This window comes from Streptomyces sp. LZ34 (assembly GCF_053890475.1).
This window is the reverse complement of record NZ_CM132680.1, coordinates 11,931,850-11,952,089: the sequence shown is the minus strand read 5'-3', so window position 1 is coordinate 11,952,089 and position 20,240 is coordinate 11,931,850. Positions and strand designations below refer to the sequence as shown.

22 protein-coding genes are annotated in these 20,240 nt (G+C 72.3%); 20 read left to right on the top strand and 2 right to left on the bottom strand.

From position 1 onward, the window contains the following. The first annotated feature begins 146 nt into the window (after nt 1-146). The 6 genes from ACWY4P_RS51175 to ACWY4P_RS51150 are packed head-to-tail and all read left to right on the top strand — an operon-like array spanning nt 147 to nt 4,946. The gene (locus ACWY4P_RS51175; RefSeq protein ID WP_456213327.1) at nt 147-776 is read left to right on the top strand and encodes a 7-carboxy-7-deazaguanine synthase QueE; all 630 of its coding nucleotides are present in this window, start codon (nt 147-149) and stop codon (nt 774-776) included. Next, nucleotides 776-1,390 (top strand): GTP cyclohydrolase I, encoded by a 615-nt coding sequence (folE, locus tag ACWY4P_RS51170; protein WP_456207664.1) that lies wholly within the window; start codon nt 776-778, stop codon nt 1,388-1,390. Before ACWY4P_RS51175 ends, folE begins: the two co-directional genes overlap by 1 nt. A gap of 38 nt (nt 1,391-1,428) precedes the next feature. Next, nucleotides 1,429-2,589, top strand: coding sequence for an IMP dehydrogenase (gene guaB, locus ACWY4P_RS51165; protein WP_456207663.1), 1,161 nt, complete (start codon nt 1,429-1,431; stop codon nt 2,587-2,589). Beyond that, the gene (locus tag ACWY4P_RS51160; RefSeq protein ID WP_456207662.1) at nt 2,582-3,169 is read left to right on the top strand and encodes a phosphoribosyltransferase; all 588 of its coding nucleotides are present in this window, start codon (nt 2,582-2,584) and stop codon (nt 3,167-3,169) included. Before guaB ends, ACWY4P_RS51160 begins: the two co-directional genes overlap by 8 nt. Then, the gene (locus ACWY4P_RS51155; RefSeq protein WP_456207661.1) at nt 3,097-4,431 is read left to right on the top strand and encodes a UbiD family decarboxylase; all 1,335 of its coding nucleotides are present in this window, start codon (nt 3,097-3,099) and stop codon (nt 4,429-4,431) included. Before ACWY4P_RS51160 ends, ACWY4P_RS51155 begins: the two co-directional genes overlap by 73 nt. Before the next feature lie 14 nt (nt 4,432-4,445). Next, nucleotides 4,446-4,946 carry an NUDIX hydrolase gene (locus ACWY4P_RS51150; protein ID WP_456207660.1) on the top strand — a complete coding sequence of 167 codons (501 nt, stop codon included), beginning with the start codon at nt 4,446-4,448 and terminating at the stop codon, nt 4,944-4,946. Between the two features lie 32 nt (nt 4,947-4,978). Here the strand turns inward: ACWY4P_RS51150 and ACWY4P_RS51145 are convergent, their stop codons facing one another. Next, a complete protein-coding gene (locus ACWY4P_RS51145; RefSeq protein WP_456207659.1) occupies nt 4,979-5,983 on the bottom strand; it encodes a carbohydrate kinase family protein in 1,005 nt (334 codons plus the stop codon). 239 nt (nt 5,984-6,222) lie between these two features. On the opposite strand from ACWY4P_RS51145, the gene ACWY4P_RS51140 reads away from it, so the two are divergent. Together ACWY4P_RS51140 and ACWY4P_RS51135 are read left to right on the top strand one after the other, a co-directional pair. After that, complete coding sequence (locus ACWY4P_RS51140) at nt 6,223-7,425, top strand: MFS transporter (RefSeq protein WP_456207658.1); 1,203 nt, start codon at nt 6,223-6,225, stop codon at nt 7,423-7,425. A gap of 30 nt (nt 7,426-7,455) precedes the next feature. Then, complete coding sequence (locus tag ACWY4P_RS51135) at nt 7,456-8,169, top strand: HAD family hydrolase (RefSeq protein WP_456207657.1); 714 nt, start codon at nt 7,456-7,458, stop codon at nt 8,167-8,169. 102 nt (nt 8,170-8,271) lie between these two features. Here ACWY4P_RS51135 and ACWY4P_RS51130 read toward each other — a convergent pair whose 3' ends face one another. Then, nucleotides 8,272-9,549, bottom strand: a complete 1,278-nt coding sequence (locus tag ACWY4P_RS51130; protein WP_456207656.1) for an MFS transporter — start codon at nt 9,547-9,549, stop codon at nt 8,272-8,274. A gap of 155 nt (nt 9,550-9,704) precedes the next feature. Here ACWY4P_RS51130 and ACWY4P_RS51125 point away from each other — a divergent pair, with 155 nt between their 5' ends. From ACWY4P_RS51125 to manD, 12 genes are all read left to right on the top strand, one after another. After that, nucleotides 9,705-10,166: a hypothetical protein gene (locus ACWY4P_RS51125; protein WP_456207655.1), complete on the top strand. Its 462-nt coding sequence runs from the start codon at nt 9,705-9,707 to the stop codon at nt 10,164-10,166. Next, nucleotides 10,163-10,939, top strand: a complete 777-nt coding sequence (locus ACWY4P_RS51120; RefSeq protein WP_456207654.1) for a transcriptional regulator — start codon at nt 10,163-10,165, stop codon at nt 10,937-10,939. Before ACWY4P_RS51125 ends, ACWY4P_RS51120 begins: the two co-directional genes overlap by 4 nt. A gap of 37 nt (nt 10,940-10,976) precedes the next feature. Next, nucleotides 10,977-11,411: a roadblock/LC7 domain-containing protein gene (locus tag ACWY4P_RS51115; protein WP_456207653.1), complete on the top strand. Its 435-nt coding sequence runs from the start codon at nt 10,977-10,979 to the stop codon at nt 11,409-11,411. 101 nt (nt 11,412-11,512) lie between these two features. Then, nucleotides 11,513-11,887 (top strand): hypothetical protein, encoded by a 375-nt coding sequence (locus ACWY4P_RS51110; RefSeq protein WP_456207652.1) that lies wholly within the window; start codon nt 11,513-11,515, stop codon nt 11,885-11,887. Nucleotides 11,888-12,028: 141 nt separating this feature from the next. Beyond that, entirely contained in the window at nt 12,029-13,042 is a 1,014-nt protein-coding gene (locus tag ACWY4P_RS51105) for a phosphotransferase family protein (protein WP_456207651.1), read from the top strand. A gap of 172 nt (nt 13,043-13,214) precedes the next feature. Next, nucleotides 13,215-13,451, top strand: a complete 237-nt coding sequence (locus ACWY4P_RS51100; RefSeq protein ID WP_456207650.1) for a hypothetical protein — start codon at nt 13,215-13,217, stop codon at nt 13,449-13,451. A gap of 158 nt (nt 13,452-13,609) precedes the next feature. After that, nucleotides 13,610-14,818, top strand: coding sequence for a right-handed parallel beta-helix repeat-containing protein (locus ACWY4P_RS51095; protein WP_456207649.1), 1,209 nt, complete (start codon nt 13,610-13,612; stop codon nt 14,816-14,818). Nucleotides 14,819-14,935: 117 nt separating this feature from the next. Beyond that, nucleotides 14,936-15,544: a TetR/AcrR family transcriptional regulator gene (locus ACWY4P_RS51090; RefSeq protein ID WP_456207648.1), complete on the top strand. Its 609-nt coding sequence runs from the start codon at nt 14,936-14,938 to the stop codon at nt 15,542-15,544. Nucleotides 15,545-15,621: 77 nt separating this feature from the next. Further along, complete coding sequence (locus ACWY4P_RS51085) at nt 15,622-16,812, top strand: cytochrome P450 (RefSeq protein WP_456207647.1); 1,191 nt, start codon at nt 15,622-15,624, stop codon at nt 16,810-16,812. A 117-nt stretch (nt 16,813-16,929) separates the two neighbouring features. Next, entirely contained in the window at nt 16,930-17,988 is a 1,059-nt protein-coding gene (locus ACWY4P_RS51080; protein ID WP_456207646.1) for a LacI family DNA-binding transcriptional regulator, read from the top strand. Continuing rightward, nucleotides 17,985-18,995 (top strand): 2-hydroxyacid dehydrogenase, encoded by a 1,011-nt coding sequence (locus tag ACWY4P_RS51075; RefSeq protein WP_456207645.1) that lies wholly within the window; start codon nt 17,985-17,987, stop codon nt 18,993-18,995. Before ACWY4P_RS51080 ends, ACWY4P_RS51075 begins: the two co-directional genes overlap by 4 nt. Next, nucleotides 18,992-20,239 carry a D-mannonate dehydratase ManD gene (manD, locus tag ACWY4P_RS51070; RefSeq protein WP_456207644.1) on the top strand — a complete coding sequence of 416 codons (1,248 nt, stop codon included), beginning with the start codon at nt 18,992-18,994 and terminating at the stop codon, nt 20,237-20,239. The genes ACWY4P_RS51075 and manD overlap by 4 nt, the downstream gene beginning before the upstream one ends. Nucleotide 20,240: the final 1 nt, after the last annotated feature.

The window sequence follows — 20,240 nt, the reverse complement described above, 5'->3', positions numbered from 1 at the left end:
CAGCGGATCGGGGACCGGTCCTTGAAGGAGAACACGAAAGGGGGTGGTGAACATGACGGCACCGAAGCTCGTGGTCAACGAGATCTTCGGGCCCACCTAGGGCCGTACAGGGAGAAGGACCCTCCACGGGCACGTCCTGCGCATTTCTGCGGCTGGGAGGCTGCAATCTGGACTGCCGCTGGTGCGACACTCCGTACACCTGGGACTGGAAGGGTGTCTCGGACACCGGGATCGCCTACCGCCCGGCCGAGGAGCTGCACGCGATGGACCCGGCCGACGTGGCACGGCAGCTGCTGGCCTTCGGCGTCGGACTGATCGTCATATCCGGCGGGGAGCCGCTCAACCAGCAGACCAGGCTGGAGCCCGTGGTCCGCGCGCTGCGCGAGGCGGGGATCGCGGTGGAGATCGAGACCAATGGGACGGTGGCTCCGGGGGCCGCGCTGGCCGCGGCGGGAATCCGGTTCAACGTGTCGCCGAAGCTCGTTCACTCGGGGGTCGCCGAGAAACGCCGGATCGTCCCGGAGGTGCTTCGGGAGTTCACCCGGCTTCCCGGCACGGCCTTCAAGTTCGTCTGTGCGACGAGGTCCGACCTGGAAGAGGTGGACACGCTCGTGGCACGGCACTCGCTGAAGAACATTTGGATCATGCCGCGCGGACAGTCCCCCGAGGAGATCGACGAGGGCATCCGCACGCTCGCGGACGAGGTCGTCGGCCGGAAGTGGAATCTGTCCGGGCGACTGCACGTGACCATCTGGGGCAGCAAACGAGGTGTTTGATGAGCAGTGGAATAGACGAATTGCCGGGGGACGAGCAGATCGCCCAGAGCGCGGCGCCACGGGATCCCCTGGAAATACTCGCCCGGCAGCTTCTCGTGGAGATCGGTGAGGACCCCGAGCGGGAAGGGCTGCGCGACACTCCGGCGCGCTACGCGCGTTGGTGGCGCGAGTTCACCCAGTACGCTCCCGGCTCGACCGATACGGTCTTCGAGTCCAGCTGCAGCGGTGATCTGGTGGCCGTCTCGGGCATCCATGTGTGGTCGCTGTGCGAACACCACCTCTTACCGTTCTCGTGCCGGGTGACCATCGGCTACCTCCCCCGCGGGCAGGTGCTGGGCCTCAGCAAGTTCGCCCGGATCGCCCACCGGCACGCCCACCGGCTGCAGTCGCAGGAGCAGTTCTCGCAGGACGTCGCGGACGAAGTCGAGAAGCTCACCGGGTCGCCGGACGTCGCCGTGATCGGCAAGGGCGAGCATCTGTGCATGGCCATGCGTGGCATCCGCACCCCCGCCACCATGACCACGGCCGTATGGCGCGGCGCGCTCCAGGACAGCGCCCTGCGCACCGAGTTGCTCACCCTCACCAGCGAATCGTTCCGCGGTGCCGGCTTCTGACCGGCCCGCCAACCCAGTTGAGAGGAGCACATATCTCGATGCGCGTTAGTGAACCTCCGCGGACCGGGCTGAGTTTCGACGACGTTCTGCTGGTGCCCCAGCGCACCCCGCTGACCAGTCGTCGACAGGCCGACACCTCCTCGGAGCTGCTGCCGGGCGTCGTGCTGCGCACGCCCGTCATCTCGGCGAACACCCAGTGGTGCACGGGCGACCGGATGGCCGTGGCCATGGCGTTGAACGGTGGCCTGGGCGTGCTGCACCGCATGCAGACGGTGGAGCAGCAGCTGGACCACCTGGACGCGGTCAAGGCGCACCGGCCCGAAGAGGGTGCGGCGCCCGAGGCGACCCGCGCCGTCGACGGCCGACTGCTGGTCGGTGCCGCGGTGGGCGTCTCGGGCGACTGGCGGGAGCGCGCCGAGCGCCTGGTCGAACACGGGGTGGACATCCTCTTCGTGGACGTCGCCCACGGCCACAGCGACCAGGTGATCGAGGCGGTGGCGAAGCTGCGAGCCGCCTACCCGCGGCTGCCGCTGGCCGCGGGGAACGTGGCCACGGTCGCGGGGGTCGTGGACCTCGCGGAGGCCGGCGCCGACGTGGTGAAGGTGGGCATCGGCCCCGGCGGGGTGTGTACGACGCGGCTGGTGGCCGGGACCGGGGTCCCCCAGCTCACCGCGGTCATGGACTGCGCGGCCGCGGCGGCCGAGCGGGGGGTGCGGGTGATCGCGGACGGCGGCATCCGGCAGTCGGGCGACATCGCCAAGTCGCTGGCGGCCGGGGCACACGCGGTCATGCTGGGCTCCGCGCTGGCCGGGGCCGATGAGAGCGTGGCCACCCCGGTGACCCGGGACGGGCGCTCGTACAAGGTGAGCAACGGGTTTGTCTCGCTGGGCATGAAGCTGACGCTGCGCCACGCGGCCGGCGAGAAGATCACCCGGGAGGAGGTCGACGACTATGTGCCGGAGGGCACCGAGGCGACCTTCCCCGCCACCGGCCCGCTGGCCAGGACGCTGCGTCAGCTGATGGGCGGGGTGCAGTCGGCGATGAGCTACTCGGGGGCGCGGGACATGGCCGGCTTCCGGGAGCGCGCCGAGTTCATCCGGGTGACCTCCGCGGGCCGGGCGGAGAACCGCCCGCACGCGCGCGAGCGCTCGGAGCAGATCGACGTCGACCATGTCACCCGGGCGGTGAGCGATGACTGACTCCGGCGCCACGGCGCGCCCCGCGGTGGCCGGTGAGCGGCCCGGCATGTGGTCCCGGCAGGGGCCCTACCTCCTGGACTGGGCCTCCTTCGGGGAGCTGGTCGGGGACATCGCCGACCGGGTACGGGACGAGGGCTTCCGGCCGGACGCGGTGCTGGCGGTGGCCCGCGGCGGGCTCACCCCGGCCGGCTTTCTCACCTGTGCCCTCGATGTGCCCGTCCAGCACACCATCCGCGTCCGCAGGACCGCGGACGACACCCGTTACGCCGCGAAACAGGCGCCGGTCATCGACATGGGCACACCGCCCGCGCTGGGCCCGGGAGACCGGGTGCTGGTGGTGGACGACATCGTCGGCACCGGCAGCACCGCCGATGTGGTGCTGGCCTATCTGGCGGACGCCGGGGTGGCGCGGTCCGATGTGCGCTTCGCCTCGGTGGTCCGCAACCACCGGTCCGGCTACGTGCCCGACTACTGTCCGGCGGTGATCGACGACTGGATCGTCTTCCCGTGGGAGACCGACCGGGAGAGCACCACGGACTGCCGGCCGTTCCCCGCCACCGCACGGGCGGCGCGCCCATGACGGCGGGAGGGCCGCGGGGGCTGCCCGGCCGCGGACTCGTCCCGGTGGAGAGCGCGGCCGAGGTGTCCCTCCCCGCCTGTTACGACGCGGTGGACCTGTACACCTGTGACACCCCGCTCAGCGGCCGGGTGGAGGTGGCGCGCACCCTCGCGGAGTTCGAGAAGGCCCTGGGGACGCGTCCGACGACGGTGTTCACCAACGTCGTGGAGCGCCCGGGCGGCCGGGTGCTCGGGCACCCGTATCCGCGGGCGGTGCTGCTCGCCGCGCTCGGCACCACCGAGGAGAAGCGCCTGGAGGAGATGTCGGACCGGCTGGCGGGCCCCGCGCACCCCGTGCGCGAGGGCCAAGCGGACGGTATGCGCGAGGAGTTGGGCGATCTGCTGTACGCCCTGCCGATCCTCCAGCACCGCCCGGGCGACGCCGGCCCGTACATCACCGCGGGCGTGGGGGTGACCACCCGGCCCGACGGAAGCGGCGTCAACCTCGGCTTCTACCGCATCCAGGTGGTCGCGCCCGACGAGGTCCGTATCTTCCTCGACCCGCGCACCGACGGCCACCGCAATCTGCGGGCCTGGCTGGAGACCGGGCGGCCGATGCCCATCTCGGTGTTCCTGGGCGCGGATCCCGCCATCTGCGTGGTGGCGGCCTCACGGCTGCCCGCCGAGGGCGACGACTACGAGATCGCCTCCCGTCTGCTGGGGCGCCCGCTCGGGCTCGGCGGCAGCCCTCCGGCGCCGGACGACGCCACCCATGTCATCGAGGGGCACGTCCTGGCCAGGGACGAAGTCGAGGGTCCGTTCGGCGAGTTCAAGGGCTATTACGCGGAGGCCCGGCGCAGCAATGTGATGACCGTCGGCAAGGTCGCCGCCGCGCCCGGGGCGCCGTTCCCCACCATCGTGGCGGGGGCCACCTCGGGGCTGACCCTGATGAGCTTCCAGAACGAGTATCTGATGTACGCGCACCTGCGTGGTCAGGGTCACCCTGTGCGCTCGGTACGCTACTCACTCAAGGCCAGGGGGGAGTTCGTGGCGTATATCGAGTCGGACGAGCCCAGCCAGGAGCTCGTCGCGGAGGCGATGGCGTTCGATGTGCGCTCAAAGGTGATCATCTGTGGCCCGGACCTGTCGAATCCCGGGCAGGCGCTGGCCACCTACGGATTCACCACGCGGACGGAGCCGTATCACCGCAAGGGAAGGGTGGAAGGGGAGCGCGTGGGTCTGGCCTTGGTCATTCCGCCCGAAGGGCGGCCCACCGAATACTGAATGAGGACATCAGCATGAGCCGTTTCGACCGTGTGCTGCCCGCCGCCCTGTTGGTGGTACCGGGGCCCGGCCGTACCGTGACCTTCGTCCACCAGCTCAAGGGGCCGTACGCCGGGAGCTGGCTGCTGCCGGGCGGGGGCATCGAGCCGGGCGAGGCAGCGGAGGAAGCGGCGCGGCGGGAGGCCCACGAGGAGACCGGCATCCTCGTGGACTCCTGCTCGCTCTTCGCCGTCTATGAGTTCACCGGCAAGTGGGAGCAGGGCAACTACCACCTGCTGATGTTCGCCTGCCTCGCCGACCGCGCGTACGAGCTGCCCGAGGGCTTCTCGGGGCACAACGTGGGCGAGGTCCGGCAGGGCAGCGTCGACGATTTCCCGATGCACTCCACGGACCTGAGGATCCTCACCGACGCCGGGCTCGCGTCGTACGACGACGAGGTCATCGCGCGCGCCCTCGCCGAGGACGGCATCACCATGCGCGCGCACCGGGTGGAGTCCACCGTCAGGTGCGGCTGACGCCGCAACACTCGGTTCGCCTCCGGGGCGCCTCAGCCCCTGTCGACGGTCGACCGTGCTCGGCCACTCGTACCTCGCGGCCTCCGCGCGCTCTCCCTTTCACGGTGCACATCAGCGCCTCCGGCGCGGGCGGCGCGCCCCTTCGGCGCAGCGCCGACGAGGGCCGGCGACAGGGAGTGACAGGTGCTCTGCGGGCACGCGATGGTCACCCGGGCCGCCCGCAGCCCATGGGCCAGGGCGTCCCGCGGCGCCTGGCCGGCCACCAGGGCGACGACGAAGGCCGAGGCCAGCGCGTCGCCGGCGCCCGTGTCGTCGGTGCACACGCCGGGCTCGGCCGGGAGGTGCACCGCCCCGCGGGCGGCGTCGGCCGCGGTCGCCACGGCCGCCCCGCGGGCGGCGTCGGTGACCACGACCACCCTTGGGCCGCGGCGCAACAGCAGCCCGGCCTGCTCGGCGGGCCGGGCCGGCGCGCCGGGGTCCTGTCCCAGCAGGGCGCCCGCCTCCTTGGCGTTGAGGACCAGCACGTCGTAGCGGGGCAGCAGATGGGCGCGCGGCCCGAAGTCCGCCTGCCGGGTGGGCAGGCAGCACACCGGAACCGCGTGACGCCTGGCCTGTTCCGACACCCACACCAGCAGGTCCTCGTCGAGCCCGCCCTCCATCACCACCGCCCCTGCCGTGGCGATGCGCGCGGCCAGCTCCGGACCGCGCAGCGCCTTCCCCAGGGCCGGGTCGGGGAGGGCGATACGCGAGGCGAGCTGCGATCCGTGGGCGTCCAACGTGACGTCGAACCGTCCGACGCCGTCGGCGGCGCGTCGTACGTGGAGGGCGACGCCCACCCGGGTCAGGGCGCCCTCCAGTTCCGCCGCGTCCGCGCCGAAGCCGGACAGGCCGGCGAAGGTGACCGGGTGGCCGAGCCGGGCCGCGTTCGTGGCGATATTCCGGCCGACGCCGCCGTGGTGCCGCTCCATGGACCACACCGTTTCGCCGCTGCCCGCTCCGCGCTCGAACACCCCCGCGGCGAAAAACTTACGGTCCATCACCAGAGAACCGAGCACAAGAATGCCGGAGCGCGGCACGTCCCCGTCTTCTGCTGCGACCATATCGAGCGATACCCCCAAGGAAAGGTTTTTGACCCATGGGCAGGAAGAGCGACATCACTGATAGTGCTGAAGCAGGGATTCCGGAATCCGGCGAGCAGAACAACCATGTCCATTGGTCGTCGGCCCGGCGGCAGGCCTATTGGTGGCATTTTGCTTTAATTTACCTGTCGGGCGTCATGGCTGCCACCAGCATCGGCAGAATCACCCCCGTATCCATTGACCTCGAGAACGACTTGGGGCTCTCGCTGGGACAGGTGGGCCTGGTCGCGTCCTCGGTCACCGCGGTGGCCGCCGTGCTGGGGCTGGCCGTGAGCGTCGCGCTGCGCCCCCTGGACCCGCGACGGACGCTGATCGGCGGCCTGGTGGTGATGGGGCTCGCGGGGCTGCTGGTCTCCCGGGCTGGCGGATTTCCACTGCTGCTCGGCGGGCGGCTGGTGGAGAGCGTGGGCTATGTGGTCGTCGTGATCGCGGCCCCGGTGCTGATCCTGGGGCTCGGCGACGACGAACGCCGCACGGTGGCGCTGGCGATCTGGGGCACCTTTATGCCGGTGGGGCTCGCGCTGGGCGCGTTCGGCGGCGGGCTGCTGTCCGCGGGGTTCGGCTGGCGGGCATCGCTGACGGTCGCCGCGGCGGCCACCCTCGCGGTGGCCGGTGCGGCGCTCCGCCTGCCCGGGGCCGGCACCCGGGAGGCCGGGCCGGAGGCGGAGGGGCCGGCCGGGCGGGCGGCGGCAGCGGAATCCCGTGACTGCGACGGAGCCGCAGCCGGAGACGGAGCCCGAGACGGCTCCGGTGACCGGTGGGCGCGCGCCCGCGGGTTGGCCCGCCCGGTCGCGCTCGGCGCCGGCTTCGCCACCATCAGCGCCACGATCGTCACGTTCGTCGCGCTGTACCCCACGTATCTGCACGACGAGTTCGGCATTCCCACCGCGGCGGCCGGAACGCTCACCGGAAGCGTGTCCTTCGCCGGAGTGGCGGGGGGCTTCGCGGCGAGTGTGCTGCTGCGCCGTGGGGCACCGATGAAGTACCTTTTCACGGCTGCCCTGTTGATGCCGGCCGGCGCCTTCGCGGCGTTCGGGTCGACGGGCGGGCTGGGCATCTCCATGACCAGCGCGGTGCTGATCGCGGTCATCAACGAGTTGGTGGTCGCCACCGTCTTCGCTGCCCTCCCCCTCGTGGTGAGGACCAGCGCCGACGTCGGCGTCGCCAACGGCCTGGTGGCCCAGCTCGGCAGCGTCGGATCGCTCGCGGGACCACCGCTGGTGGGGCTGGCCGTCACGGCGGCGGACGGGTGGTGGGTGGTGGGCCCGACGCTGCTGGTGGGGTGCGCGGTCGGCGTCGTCCTGCTGCGCGCCGCGGTGGGCAGCGGACAACAGGCGTGACCGGTTCGGGCGGGAAAGGCGAGGAGCAGCATGACCATCAAGTACGTCGTCTTCGACTGGGCGGGGACGCTCACTCCCTGGCACACGGTGGACCTGGCGGGCATCTGGCTGGAGACCGCGCGCGAGATCGACCCGGACGGCGCGCCGGACCTCGCCCAGCGGCTGTTCCAGGCCGAGCGGGACCTGATGGCCCGCTGCCGGGACACGCAGTGCTCGGCCACCCTCGACGAGGTGTTCCGCGCCGTGGACGTGGTCCCGGACGGCATGGTGATCGCCACCTACCGACGGGCCTGGGAGGAGCACACCTACCTCGACCCGGACGGCGCGGAGCTGTTGCGCACCCTGCGCGAGCGGGACCTGGGGGTCGGCGTGCTCTCCAACACGCTGTGGTCGGCCGACTGGCACCACGAGATCTTCGAGCGGGACGGCGTCCACGACCTCATCGACGCCGCGGTCTACTCCAGCGAGGTGCCCTGGACCAAGCCCAATCCGCTCATCTTCGAGCTGATCGCCGAACAGCTGGGCGCCGAGGACCCCGGCGCGTGCGCGTTCGTCGGCGACCGGCTCTTCGAGGACATCTACGGTGCGCGGCAGGCCCGTATGCGCACCATCTGGGTGCCCCACAGCAACATCCCCGAGGAAGAGCGCGGATCGGACTCGGCGGAGCCGGACGCCACCGCGCACACCCTCAAGGACGTGCTGACGGTGCTCGACTCCTGGACGGCACAGCGGCCCTCCCCCTGACCGCGTACGCCGTTTCCCGGCCCGCTCAGCCGGCCGGGAAACGGTGGGCCTTCCTTCCGTCGGCGACGGTCACCCTGCCGGACAGGCCACGCCGGATACGGATCAGCGCCGCGGCGACTCCTGGGGCAGGTCGCGCCGGGTGCGCATGGGGCTCAGCGCGAGGAGCAGCCAGCAGGGCGCGAACAGGGCTGTCATGATCCACATGGTGGGGCGGAGGCCGACGAGGTCGCCGAGGAGCCCGCCGAGCAGGGAACCGAGCGGAATGGTGCTGTGGTTGAGGACCATGGCCGTCGCGACGACCCGCCCCAGCAGGTGGGGCGGGCAGTAGCTCTGCCGGAAGCTGCCCACCACCACGTTGCACGCGACGATGCCCAAACCCACCATGAACGCGCCGACCGCGAAGAGCAGCAGACCGGCCCCCGGTGTGGTCAGGGGCAGGAGCAGCACGAAGGGGCTGGTGAGCGCCAGCATGACCAGTATCGCGCGGGCGGTCCCGAAGCGTCGGCCGACGGGGCCGGCCAGCGAGGCGCCGAGGATCCCGCCGAGGCTGCCCACCATGATCAGGACACCGACGGTGGCGGGGGTCGCATGCACCGTGCGCACCAGGAAGGCGACCTGGATCGCCTGATAACCCATCAGTGCCAGGTTTGCCACGGCCCCGAACGTCACCATCGGCCGCAGATAACGGTCGCGGATGACGAAGCCGAAACCCTCGCGTATCTGTTGGCGCAGCGTGACCTCGGGCGCGGGGGCGGCCGGTTCCGGTTCACGGACCCGCAGCATGGCCAGGCACACGGTGGAGACGACGAAGGTCATGGCGTCGATCAGCAGTCCGAGGACCGCGCCGAAGGCCTGGGCGATCAGGCCGGCGGCGCCGCGGCCGACCAGCTGTGTGCCGGCCTCGCTGCCCTGGAGTTTCGCGTTTCCCTCGAGCAGGTCGCGGCCGTGGAGCACGACGGGTATGTACGCGTGATACGCGGTGCTGAAGAACACCGTCGCCACTCCGCACACCACCGCCACCACCAGCAGGTGGGGATAGGTGAGCGCGTCCAGCCAGGCGGCGAGGGGGACGCTCGCGTACATGACGGCGGAGCCGAGATTGCAGGCGATCATGACGGGCCGCTTGCGGAGCCGGTCCACCCAGGCGCCGGCCGGTAGCCCGATCACCAGCCACGGCAGCCAGACGGCCGCGGTGAGCAGGCCGATGGCGAAGGTGTCGGCCCGCAGCACCACCACCGCTATCAGGGGCAGCGCCACCGTGGTGATGCTGTTGCCGAGTCCACTGGCGGTCTCGCCCGTCCACAACAGCCGGAAGTCCCTTTGCCTGAGCACCCCGAAGCGGCGGCGCTCGGCGACCGCGGCTTGACTCGTCGTGTCCATGATCGCGCATCATGGCAGCCGCGGACCCTACTACAAACACCCCGCCGTTTCGGAGCATTGCGGGATTTCCCTCCCCTGAGCTGAACGGTGCGTAACCTCGCCGTCACTGGCGAAACGCCGCCGGTGCGCCACGGGCCACGCTGGAGGGGAGCCGCATGCCCGGAATCGACGAGTGTCTGCTCGAAGCCATGACGGTGAACGGCGCGCGCGGAGCGGCCGTGATCGAGTGGACCAGCGGACTCGCGCTCGGCATGGTCGGCGAGACACGTGACGACGACCCCGAGACCATGGCCGCGGAGACCGCGGAACTGGCCCGCCTGGCCGCCGAGCAGACCGCGTTCGCCGCGTTCGCCGAAAAAACAGACAAGGACACAGCCGAGGACGCGAACCCGGAGGCGGACACGGACACGGGCACCGACACGGCCGACACGGCCGGGGCAGTGCCCGTGGAGGACGTCATCGTCACCACCCGCACCTGCTACCACCTGCTGCGCTTCGTCGACACGGCCTTCGACAGCGGCGTCTTCTTCTACCTGTGGCTCGACCGCCGGGAGGGAAACCTGGCGCTCGCCCGGATGCGGCTGCGCGATCTGGCCCGGCGTCTGGCGCTCGTATGAGATCCGGCAGAGCCCACCGCCCGCCGGGCCTCGCCGAGCTCGCCGCCGAGCGGGCCAGCGGTGCCCTGCTGTGCGACGCGGGCACGCTATACCTGATCGACGGTCAGGTCGTGCACGCCGAGAGCCCCTCGGCACCCGGCATCGACGTGCTGCTCACCGCCTGCGGGCGGCTCACCCTCGACACCTGGCGGGAGGCGGTCGACCGGAGGGCCGCGCTCGGCGGCGTCGGCCGGTTCCTCGTCGACAGCGGCCGGCTGTCGGACGCGGAGCTGGAGATCTGCCACCTGGGCTCGCTGTTCGACGCCGCCTATTTCGCGCTGGGCCCCGGCAGCGGACCGCGCGGCTTCTACCGGGGCGCGGCCCACTGGCTGGGCCCGGTGCGCCCGGTGGGCGCGGACGCGGTGGAGCGGGAGACCCGGCGCCGCCACGAACTGCTCGCCGGCCTGTGGCCGTATCCGCAGGTCGACCAGGAGCCCGTGGTGGCCCGCCGCCCCGACGCACACGCCCCGCCCGTCACCCGCCGCCAGCGCGCGGTGCTGGCGCTCGTCGACGGTGTCCGCACCCCCACCGGGATCGCCCGGGCACTGGGCCGCCCCGCCTTCCACACCCTCATCGACATCCGGCGGCTGGCGGCCGCCGGACACGTGGCGACACCCCGGCCCCGCACTCCCGGGCCGCCGACCCCGGGCCGCGGTCCCGTCGCGGCCGTCTTCGCCGAACCCGACGTCACCTTGCTGCGTCGGCTCCGTGACGCCTTGGAGGCACACCTGTGATTCCCCCGACCGCCCCGGCCGCCCCGTGCGCGGTGTCATGAGACGCACCCTGCGGCAGCGCACGGAGAGGAAGCAGCTGATGGCCGCCGAACCCGAGGTGCTGGAGGAGCTCAGGCGGCTGCGGGCCCGCGTCGCCCATGTGACCGGCGCCCTGGCCGCCACCAGCGACGGCCTGGTGCTGGCGCACGACACGGCCGCCGTCGAGCCCGAGGGGGTCGCCGCGCTGACCGCCGCGGCCCTCGGAGTGGCGCGGTCGATGGCGGACGCCACCGGCCGGGGGGCCTTCCGCGAACTGCTGGTACGGGGCGAGGACGGCTATGTCGCCACCTACGCCGCGGGGCACGCGGCCGTCCTGACCGTCCTGGCCGACGGGCGCACCAACGTCGGCCGGCTCCATCTGGAGGCCCGCAGGTCGGGCGCCCGCGTCGGCGAACTGGTCAGCGGCGCGCTCGCCAAGGCCGAGCAGGGCTGACCACCACGGCTTCCCTCCACCCACCACAGCTTCCCCCCACCGCCGCGACAGCGGCGCCGGCACCGTCCGGACACCACCCATCGAAAGGAACTGCCACGATCATGGCGAACACCCAGACCGCGCTCAAAGAGGCGATGACGAGCATCGAAGGCACCCTCGGCGTCGCGCTGGTCGACTACTCCAGCGGCATGGCGCTGGGCACCCTGGGCGGAGGGAAGGAGCTCGACCTGACGGTGGCCGCCGCGGGCAACACCGATGTGGTGCGCGCCAAGGTGCGCACCATGGAACAGCTCGGCCTCAAGGACGGCATCGAGGACATCCTGATCACCCTCGGCAACCAGTACCACCTGATCCGGCTGCTGAAGGGGCGAGACAGCCAGGGGCTCTTCCTCTATCTGGCGCTGGACAAGAACCGGGCCAATCTGGCAATGGCCCGTCATCAACTGCGTAAGATCGAGGGCGAATTGGAGGTCTGACCCGTCCGGCCCGGCGCCGGGCGCGGGAAGCCGTCCCGCGGCGTCCCGCACCCGGCGCCGCCCGAACACGCCCGGTGCGCCCGCCACAGGCAGCACTCACCCCCGGCGAGCGGCCCGTGGCCCGGCCGAGGAGGAACACGCGTGAGCCGACAACCGCAGGAGGACCAGGTCACCGCGGCCGCCGCGGCGCTCAAGGCCGCGGGGATCGCCGACGCGGACGCCGCGCGCTACACGCCCCTGTCCGGCGGCACCTACAACACGGTGGTACGCGTCGCCCTCGACGACCACCGGCAGTGGGTGGTGAAGATCCCCCCGCCCCCGGAGACACCAGGGCTCGGCTACGAGCACGAACTCCTGCGGGGCGAAGTGGCCTTCTACGCCTCGGCGGCCACGGCGGCGGACATCCCGGTCCCCGAGGTCGTACACGGCGAACTCGACCCGCACGCGGCCCACGGGCCCTATCTGATCAGCACCCTGCGCCCCGGCGCGCCATGGCATGAGATCGCCGGGACGATCCCGGACCACGAGCGCCGTCGGCTCAGAGAGGACCTCGGACGGCTGGTGGCCCGTCTCCACACCGTGGCCGGAACCGGCTTCGGCTACCCCGCCGAGCCCTTCGGCCCGTCGGCGGCGACCTGGCGGCAGGCCTTCACGACGATGACGGACGCGGTGCTCGACGACGCCGAGCGCTTCCGGGTCCGGCTGCCCGTGCCGGCGGCCGGCGTCAGGGAGTCGTTCGCCGCGGCGGCGGGCGTACTCGACGATGTGGTCCGGCCCGCCCTGGTCCATTTCGACCTGTGGGAGGGAAACCTGCTGCTCGACGGCGAGGCGGGGGCCCGAACCCTCAGCGGCGTCATCGACGGCGAGCGGATGTTCTGGGGCGACCCGGTGGCCGACTTCGTCTCGCTGGCGCTGTTCGGAAATGTGGAGGACGACGCGGACTTCCTGTCCGGATACGCCGCGGTCGCCGGTCCGCCGCGCTTCGATCCGTCCGTACGGCTGCGGCTGGCGCTCTACCGCGCCTATCTCTACCTGATCATGCTGGTGGAGACCGTGCCCCGGGGCTATCCGCCCGAGGAGTCGGCCCGCACCCAGCGGCATGTGACACCGCAGCTCCTGGCGGCCCTGCGGGATATGGAGGCGGCTCGCGCCTGACCCCGAGCCCCGCCCCGCGTACTCAGGACAGCGGCGCCGGCGCGTGCAAGACCGCCTTCACCCCGGTGGACGTCTCCGGCCCGGACCGGCATACCGCGGCGCCGCCCCAGGTGCGAGGCTGAGAGGAGACGCCACTCCTTGGCGACCACGCACCCGGGAGGAGGGCCCCGAGATGATGGATCACACCCCCGAGCGGGATCCCGGAACCCGCCCGAGCACCTTGGGCACGCAGAGCGAGGAGGACCGGCTGCGGCTGCTGGAGACGCATGTGCAGACCCTGGCGGACGCGGTCCGCGCGCTCGCCCAGGGCCTGGAGGACATCCCGACGCAGGACGACGCCCCGGCGGCTGAGGCGGCGGCCCGTGGCGCCCGACTGGCCCATGAGCTGCTGCTCTCGCAGGGCCTGTAGGCGCCGGACGGCCCGGGCGAGCGCCCGCTCCCGCGCTCGCCGCCCCGGTCCCGGCGGCGTTCCGGCCCCGGGGTCGGACCCGGGAGGCGGCAACCTATCGGGCCGGGGCGGCGACGTAGAGCCGGAGGCCAGGACGGACCGGTGAAGGGATGGGCCCAGTGAAGGTCAACAAAGCCGTGACGGTGCTGCTCGGCGCGGTGTCCATGGCGGCGGTGAGCGCGCCGCGGGCATTACCCGCCGCGCCCGCCGCCGCCGAGGCGCGGCAGATCGTCGTGGCCGTGGGCGGGCACGACACCGGCGCGGGCACCCTGGAGGACCCGCTGGCCACCATTCAGGCGGCGGTGGACCGAAGCGGGCCCGGAGACACCATCGCGGTCCGCGGCGGCACCTACGAGCTGACCGACAACATCACCATCGCCACCTCCGGCACGGCGGCCAGCCCCATCACGCTGACCAACTACTCCGGTGAACATGTCGTCATCGACGGCGAGCGGCTGCCCGCCAGCCACACCCCGGTCGGCGGCTCCATCCCCCGGGCCGAGCGCGGGGCCATCCACCAGGAGGCCTCGTACTGGCGGATCCGGGGGCTGGAGATCATCCACGGGCCGTACGGGATCTACTGCGCCGGCTGCAACGACAACGAGTTCACCGGGCTGACCACACGCGACAACTACGAGTCCGGTTTCCAGCTCCAGGGCGCCTCCAGCCGCAACCTGATCGCGAACCTCGACTCGTACGGCAACCGCGACCCGCGCAAGAACGGCGAGAGCGCCGACGGCCTGGCCATCAAGGAGGGCCAGGGCGCGGGCAACCGGGTCCGCGGCGCCCGGCTGTGGAACAACGCGGACGACGGCTTCGACGCCTGGGAATTCACCTCCCCGATCGCCATCGAGAACACGATCGCCTACGGCAACGGGTTCAACCGGTGGAACTTCCCCGACTTCACCGGTGACGGCAACGGCTTCAAGATGGGCGGCGGTGGCGACGTGGACCCGCCCGCCGACCACTCCCTGCGCAACGCCATCGCCTTCGGCAACGCGGCACACGGTGTCACGGACAACGGCAACCCGGGCGCCCTCGCCATCTCCCGCACCACCACCTACCGCAACGGCGGCAGCGGCTTCCGGACGGACCGGTCGCGCTCCACGCTCACCGCGAACCTCTCACTGCTGGACACCGAGCCGGTCCACCTCGGCAGCTCCACCTCCCAGGGCAACTCCTGGGACCTGGGCGGGGTGTGGAACGAGAGCTCGGTGCTGAGCACCGACCAGGCGAAGATCACCGGCCCCCGCGCGGCGGACGGCTCGATCCCGTCCTCGACCTTCCTCGTCCCCCGCGACGGCTCCGCCCTCGGCGCCCGCTTCTGACGCCACGCGGGTCAGGGCCCGTGTCGCCGACCGCGTTCAGCGTGGCCGCATGACGGCGCGGGCAATAAACGCAAGTACCGACTGCGTTAAAGTGGAGGTGTGGAAGAAGGTGCGGCCATGGAAGAAGAGGAGCGCCAGCGGGGCCGCCGGCCCGGCGGTCGCAGCGCCCGCGTCCGCGCGGCGGTGCACCAGGCCGTCACCGACCTGGTCGCCGAACGCGGGTACGGCAACCTCGCGGTCGGCGAGGTCGCGGCCCGCGCCGGCGTGGCCGACACCAGCATCTACCGCCGCTGGGGCAACCTCGAAGCCCTGACCAAGGACGTGGTGCTCACCAGACTCACCGCCGACTCCCCGATCCCGGACACCGGAAGCCTGGACCGCGACCTGCGCACCTACGCCGCCCAGGTGACCCGCGACGTCACGGGGCCCGACGGTGTGGCGGTGCTGCGCCTGGTCATCGCCCTGGCCACCGCGGGGCAGCAGGGCGTGCAGGCGCGCGACGAGTTCCTCGCCGAGCGCTCCCGCCAGCTGCGCGTCATGCTCGACCGGGCCCGCGAGCGAGGCGAACGCGCGCCGGACGTCCTCGACGTGGTCGACCACATCCTGGCCCCGATGTACCTCCGCGTCCTGTTCGGAACGGCCCCGCTCACCCCCGGCTACGTCGACGCGCTGGTCGACCGCCTGCTGCTCTCCCCCACCGGGACCCCGGGGCACGGGGCCGGTTAGTCCGGCTCGGCGCGGGGGACGAGTGTCCTCAAGGGACGGGCCCAGGCCGCGCGATGCGGCTCCACGACGGGGAACGCATGGGATACGGGGCACGCAAGATCGAGCGAGCGGCAGACTCCGACGGACGCTCCGGCTGCCCGGTACGGCGGGGTCCCGACGGGGTCTGGCAGGTGCGCGGATACGCGGAGGCGCGCGCCGTGTTGCGCAGCACCGGCACCGTGCAGGCCGGTCTGGGCATCGAGACCGTGGAGAAGCTGCCGTCGGGGCTCCGGCGGCCGGTGCTGTACCGGGACGGCCCCGAGCACCGTGAACACCGGCGGCAGACGGCCCGGTTCTTCACGCCGCGCCGCGTCGACGAGCGGTACCGGGAGGTCATGGTCCGGGTCGCGGAGGCGCAGCTCGGCAAGGTCCGCGCGGCGGGCCGGGCACACCTGGCCGACCTGAGCTTCCATCTGGCGATCGAGGTGGCCGCGTCCGTGATCGGTCTGACGGAGAGCCGGCCCGGCATCCGGCGCCGGCTGGAGCGTTTCTTCCCCGAGAAGTTCGGGAGGCCCGGGCTGACCAGCCTGCACGGGATCCACTGGCTGCTGCGCCAGAACGTGAACTGGCTGCGGGTCTATCTGGCCGACGTACGCCCGGCCGTGCGGGCCCGCCGCCGACGCCGCCGGGACGATCTGATCTCCCATCTGCTCGATGAAGGGTGTTCGGCCGGAGAGATCCTCGGCGAGTGCCTCACCTTCGCCGCGGCGGGGATGGTCACCACCCGGGAGTTCATCAACGTCGCGGCCTGGCACCTGTTCACCGACGGCGCCCTGCTCGCGCGGTACCGGGCCACGGACGAGCCCGGCCGGATCGCGATCCTGCACGAGATCCTCCGGCTGGAGCCGGTCATCGGCCGGCTGCGCCGCCGTACCACCGCCGCGCTGGAACTGCGCGGCGGCGACGGTGCCGTGACGGTGCCGGCCGGGGCGCTGGTCGATGTGGACCTGGAGAGTGCCAATGTCGACGCCCGCACGGTGGGCGAGCGGCCGGAGCTGATCCGCCCCGGCCGCCCCCTGGCCGAGGGCGCCGGCGCGGCCGGTCTGTCCTTCGGCGACGGCCCCCACAAGTGCCCCGGCGCCCATATCGCGATCCTGGAGACGGACATCTTCCTCAGCCGTCTGTTCGCGCTGCCCGGCATCCGGATGGCGACCCCGCCCGGGGTCGGCTTCAAGGACGAGATAAGCGGCTACGAGCTCCGCGGCTGCACCGTCGAGTGCCGGGTGTGAGGTCGGCCGACGCGCTTGCCAATGCCTTGGCAAGCGTTGACAAGTTTGCGCAAGGGTGACGACCATGAAACATGTCGTTCATCTGCACCACTCCGTCGCACCAGGAGCGGAGTCCCCATGGCCCCCACCCTCACTGACGTGGCCAAGCGCGCCAATGTCGCGCTGTCCACCGCCTCTCGCGCGTTCAGCGACCCCAACCGGCTCGGACCGCAGACCTTGCGCAAGGTGCTGACCGTTGCGCAAGAGCTCGGCTACGAATCGTCCGTGGCGCGTGCCGCCGAGCCGACCGCCGACGCGGGGACCGCCACGGTCGCCGTCGTCGTGCCCGACATCGCCAACCCCGTGTTCGGCGCCTTCGTGAAGGCCGCGCAGGGCGCGGGCTGGCGCCGCGGGCAGACCGTCGTGCTCGCCGACACCGACTTCGACCCCGACCACGAGCGCGAAGTCCTCGCCCATCTCCACGAGCAGGCCGACGGGCTGATCGTGTGCTCGCCCCGGCTCGACGCGGACGAGGTCCTCGACATCTGCGGCCGTACGCCCGCCGTGCTGGTCAACCGCGAGACGACCGGCGCCGACTGTGTGCTCGCCGACGCCGCCGAGGGCATGCGCCAGGCCGTCGAGTATCTGGCCGCGCTCGGCCATCGGCGGATCGCCTATGTCCAGGGCATGCAGCGCTCCTGGTCCAACGCCCAGCGCGTGGAGTTGATCCGCGCCGAGGCCGGGCGGGCCGGGCTGGAGCTGACGCTGCTGGGCTGGCAGTCCGAGACGGTGGCGGGCGGGACCGCCGCGGCGGCCGGTGTGGTGGCCTCGGGCGCCTCCGCCGTCCTCGCGCACAACGACCTGGTGGCGCTCGGGGTGATCTCCGGCGCCCGGGCGCTGGGGGTGAGTGTCCCCGAGGACCTGAGTGTGGTCGGGGTCGACGACATCCCGTTCGCGGAGGTGTCGCAGCCGTCCTTGACGAGCATCGCGGTGCCGATGGTGCGGGCCGGCGCGCTCAGCCTGGAGCTGCTGGGGAAGGTCATCGGGGGTGAGCGGCAGACCCCGCGCACGCTCCGGCTGCCGACCCAGCTCATCGTGCGCGGCTCGACCGGCGCGGCCCGCACCCGCCCCGCCGGGCACGGCGCCGCGGCGGGCCAGGCGGCAGTGGGAGCGGCAGCGGGAGGGGCCGGGTCATGACGGCCGACATGCTGACCGTGGTGGTCGTCGACCCCAATCTCGACCCGCTGCGTGCCGAGTTCGAGGCCGCGCTGCCGGACGGAGTGTCCGTCAGCTGGCCGGACTCCCGGGACGCCGGGGCGGTCGAGGCGGCCGTGAAGACGGCGGATGTGCTGGTGACGGGAAAGTGCGACGGCCGGATGGCCGCGATCGCCACCCGGCTCCGGCTGGTCCACGCGGCCGGGGCCGGCACGGACGGGATCGACATCGCCTCGCTGGCCCCCGGGACCCAGGTCGCCAACACCTTCCACCACGAGGACTCGATCGCCGAGTACGCCGTCTCGGCGGCCATCCTGCTGCGGCGCGGCTTTCTGCGGCAGCACGACGCGCTGCGCCGCGCGCGGTGGGACTCCCCCGCGTACGACCCGCGCTCCCCCTGGGTCGACACGCTGGGCGCGGCGACGGTCGGGTTCGTCGGCTTCGGGCACATCGGCGCCCGCTGCTGGCAGCGGTTCCGGGCGTTCGGCGCGCGGGGGGTGGCGGTCACCAGGCGTGGCGGCGTGGACGCGGCGGCCGAGGGGCTGGCCTGGTCCGGGACCGTCGACGACCTCGGCACCCTGCTGGAGGGGTCCGATGTGGTGGTGGTGTCGGCCCCGCTGGCTCCCGAGACCACGGGGCTGATCGGCGCGCCCGAGCTGTCCCGGATGCGCCCGTCGGCGGTGCTGGTCAATGTCGGCCGTGGCCCCGTCGTGGACGAGGACGCGCTCTACCGGGCCTTGGGCGACCACTCGATCGGCGGGGCCGCGCTCGACGTCTGGTACCGCTACCCGGCCGGCGGACACTCCGCGGCCCCCAGCAAACATCCCTTCGAGACGCTGGACAACGTACTGATGACACCCCACTCCTCGGGCCTCACCCGCGAGACCTTCGTGCGCCGGGCCGGTGACATCGCCGCCAACATCGGCCGGCTGGCCGCGGGCGAGCGGCTGCACAACGTCGTGGCCGTGGCACCGGGGGCCAACCGATGAAAGAAACGCACGAGACGACGCCCGGGGGGAGCGACACCATCGTCGCGGTCGATGTGCTGGTGACCAGCCCGGGCCGCAACTTCGTCGCACTCAAGATCACCACCGCGGAGGGCCTGGTCGGGTGGGGCGACGCCACGCTCAACGGCCGCGAGCTCGCCGTCGCCTCGTATCTGCGCGACCACGTGGCTCCGCTGCTGATCGGCCGGGACCCGGCACGGATCGAGGACACCTGGCAGTACCTCTACCGCGGGGCGTACTGGCGGCGCGGTCCGGTGACGATGACGTCCATCGGCGCGGTGGACCTCGCGCTGTGGGACATCAAGGGGAAGGCCACCGGCCAGCCGGTGTACCAGTTGCTCGGCGGCGCGGTGCGCGACCGGATCCTGACGTACACCCACGCCTCCGGCTGGGAGATCCCCCAGTTGCTCGACGCGGTCGACGAGCGGCGCGAACAGGGTTTTCTCGCGGTGCGCGCGCAGAGCGGCGTCCCCGGTCTGGACACGGTGTACGGGGTGAGCAGGGGCGGCCCCGGGTACGAGCCGGCCGACCGTGGCGCGGCCCCGGCGGAGGAGGTCTGGGACACCGACTCCTACCTGCGGCACGCCCCGCGTGTCCTCACGGCGGTACGCGAGCATGTGGGCCCCGAGCTGAAGCTGTTGCACGACGCCCACCACCGGCTCACCCCCGGCCAGGCGGCCCGGCTCGGCCGTGCGCTGGAGGAGGTGGACCTCTACTGGCTGGAGGACGTCACCCCCGCGGAGAACCAGGAGATGCTGCGGCACGTCCGGCGCCACACCACCGTCCCGCTGGCGATCGGCGAGGTGTTCAACACCGTCTGGGAGTGCCAGACGCTGATCACCGAGCAGCTGATCGACTTCATACGGACCTGTGTGACCCACGCGGGCGGGATCAGCCATCTGCGGCGGATCGCGGCGCTCGCCGAGGTCTGGCAGGTGCGGCTCGGACCGCACGGTCCCTCGGACATCTCGCCGGTGGCCCTCGCGGCGTCGCTGCATGTGGGCCTCGCGACGCCGAACTTCGCCATCCAGGAGTACATGGGCTACGAGCCCGTCGTGCGCGAGGTGTTCCGGCACGCGTGGAGCTACGCCGACGGACATCTGCACCCCGGCGACCGGCCCGGGCTCGGGGTCGAGGTCGACGAGGCGCTGGCCGCCCGGTTCCCGTACGAGCCCGCCTACCTGCCCGTCGCGCGGCGCCGCGACGGCTCGATGACGGACTGGTGAC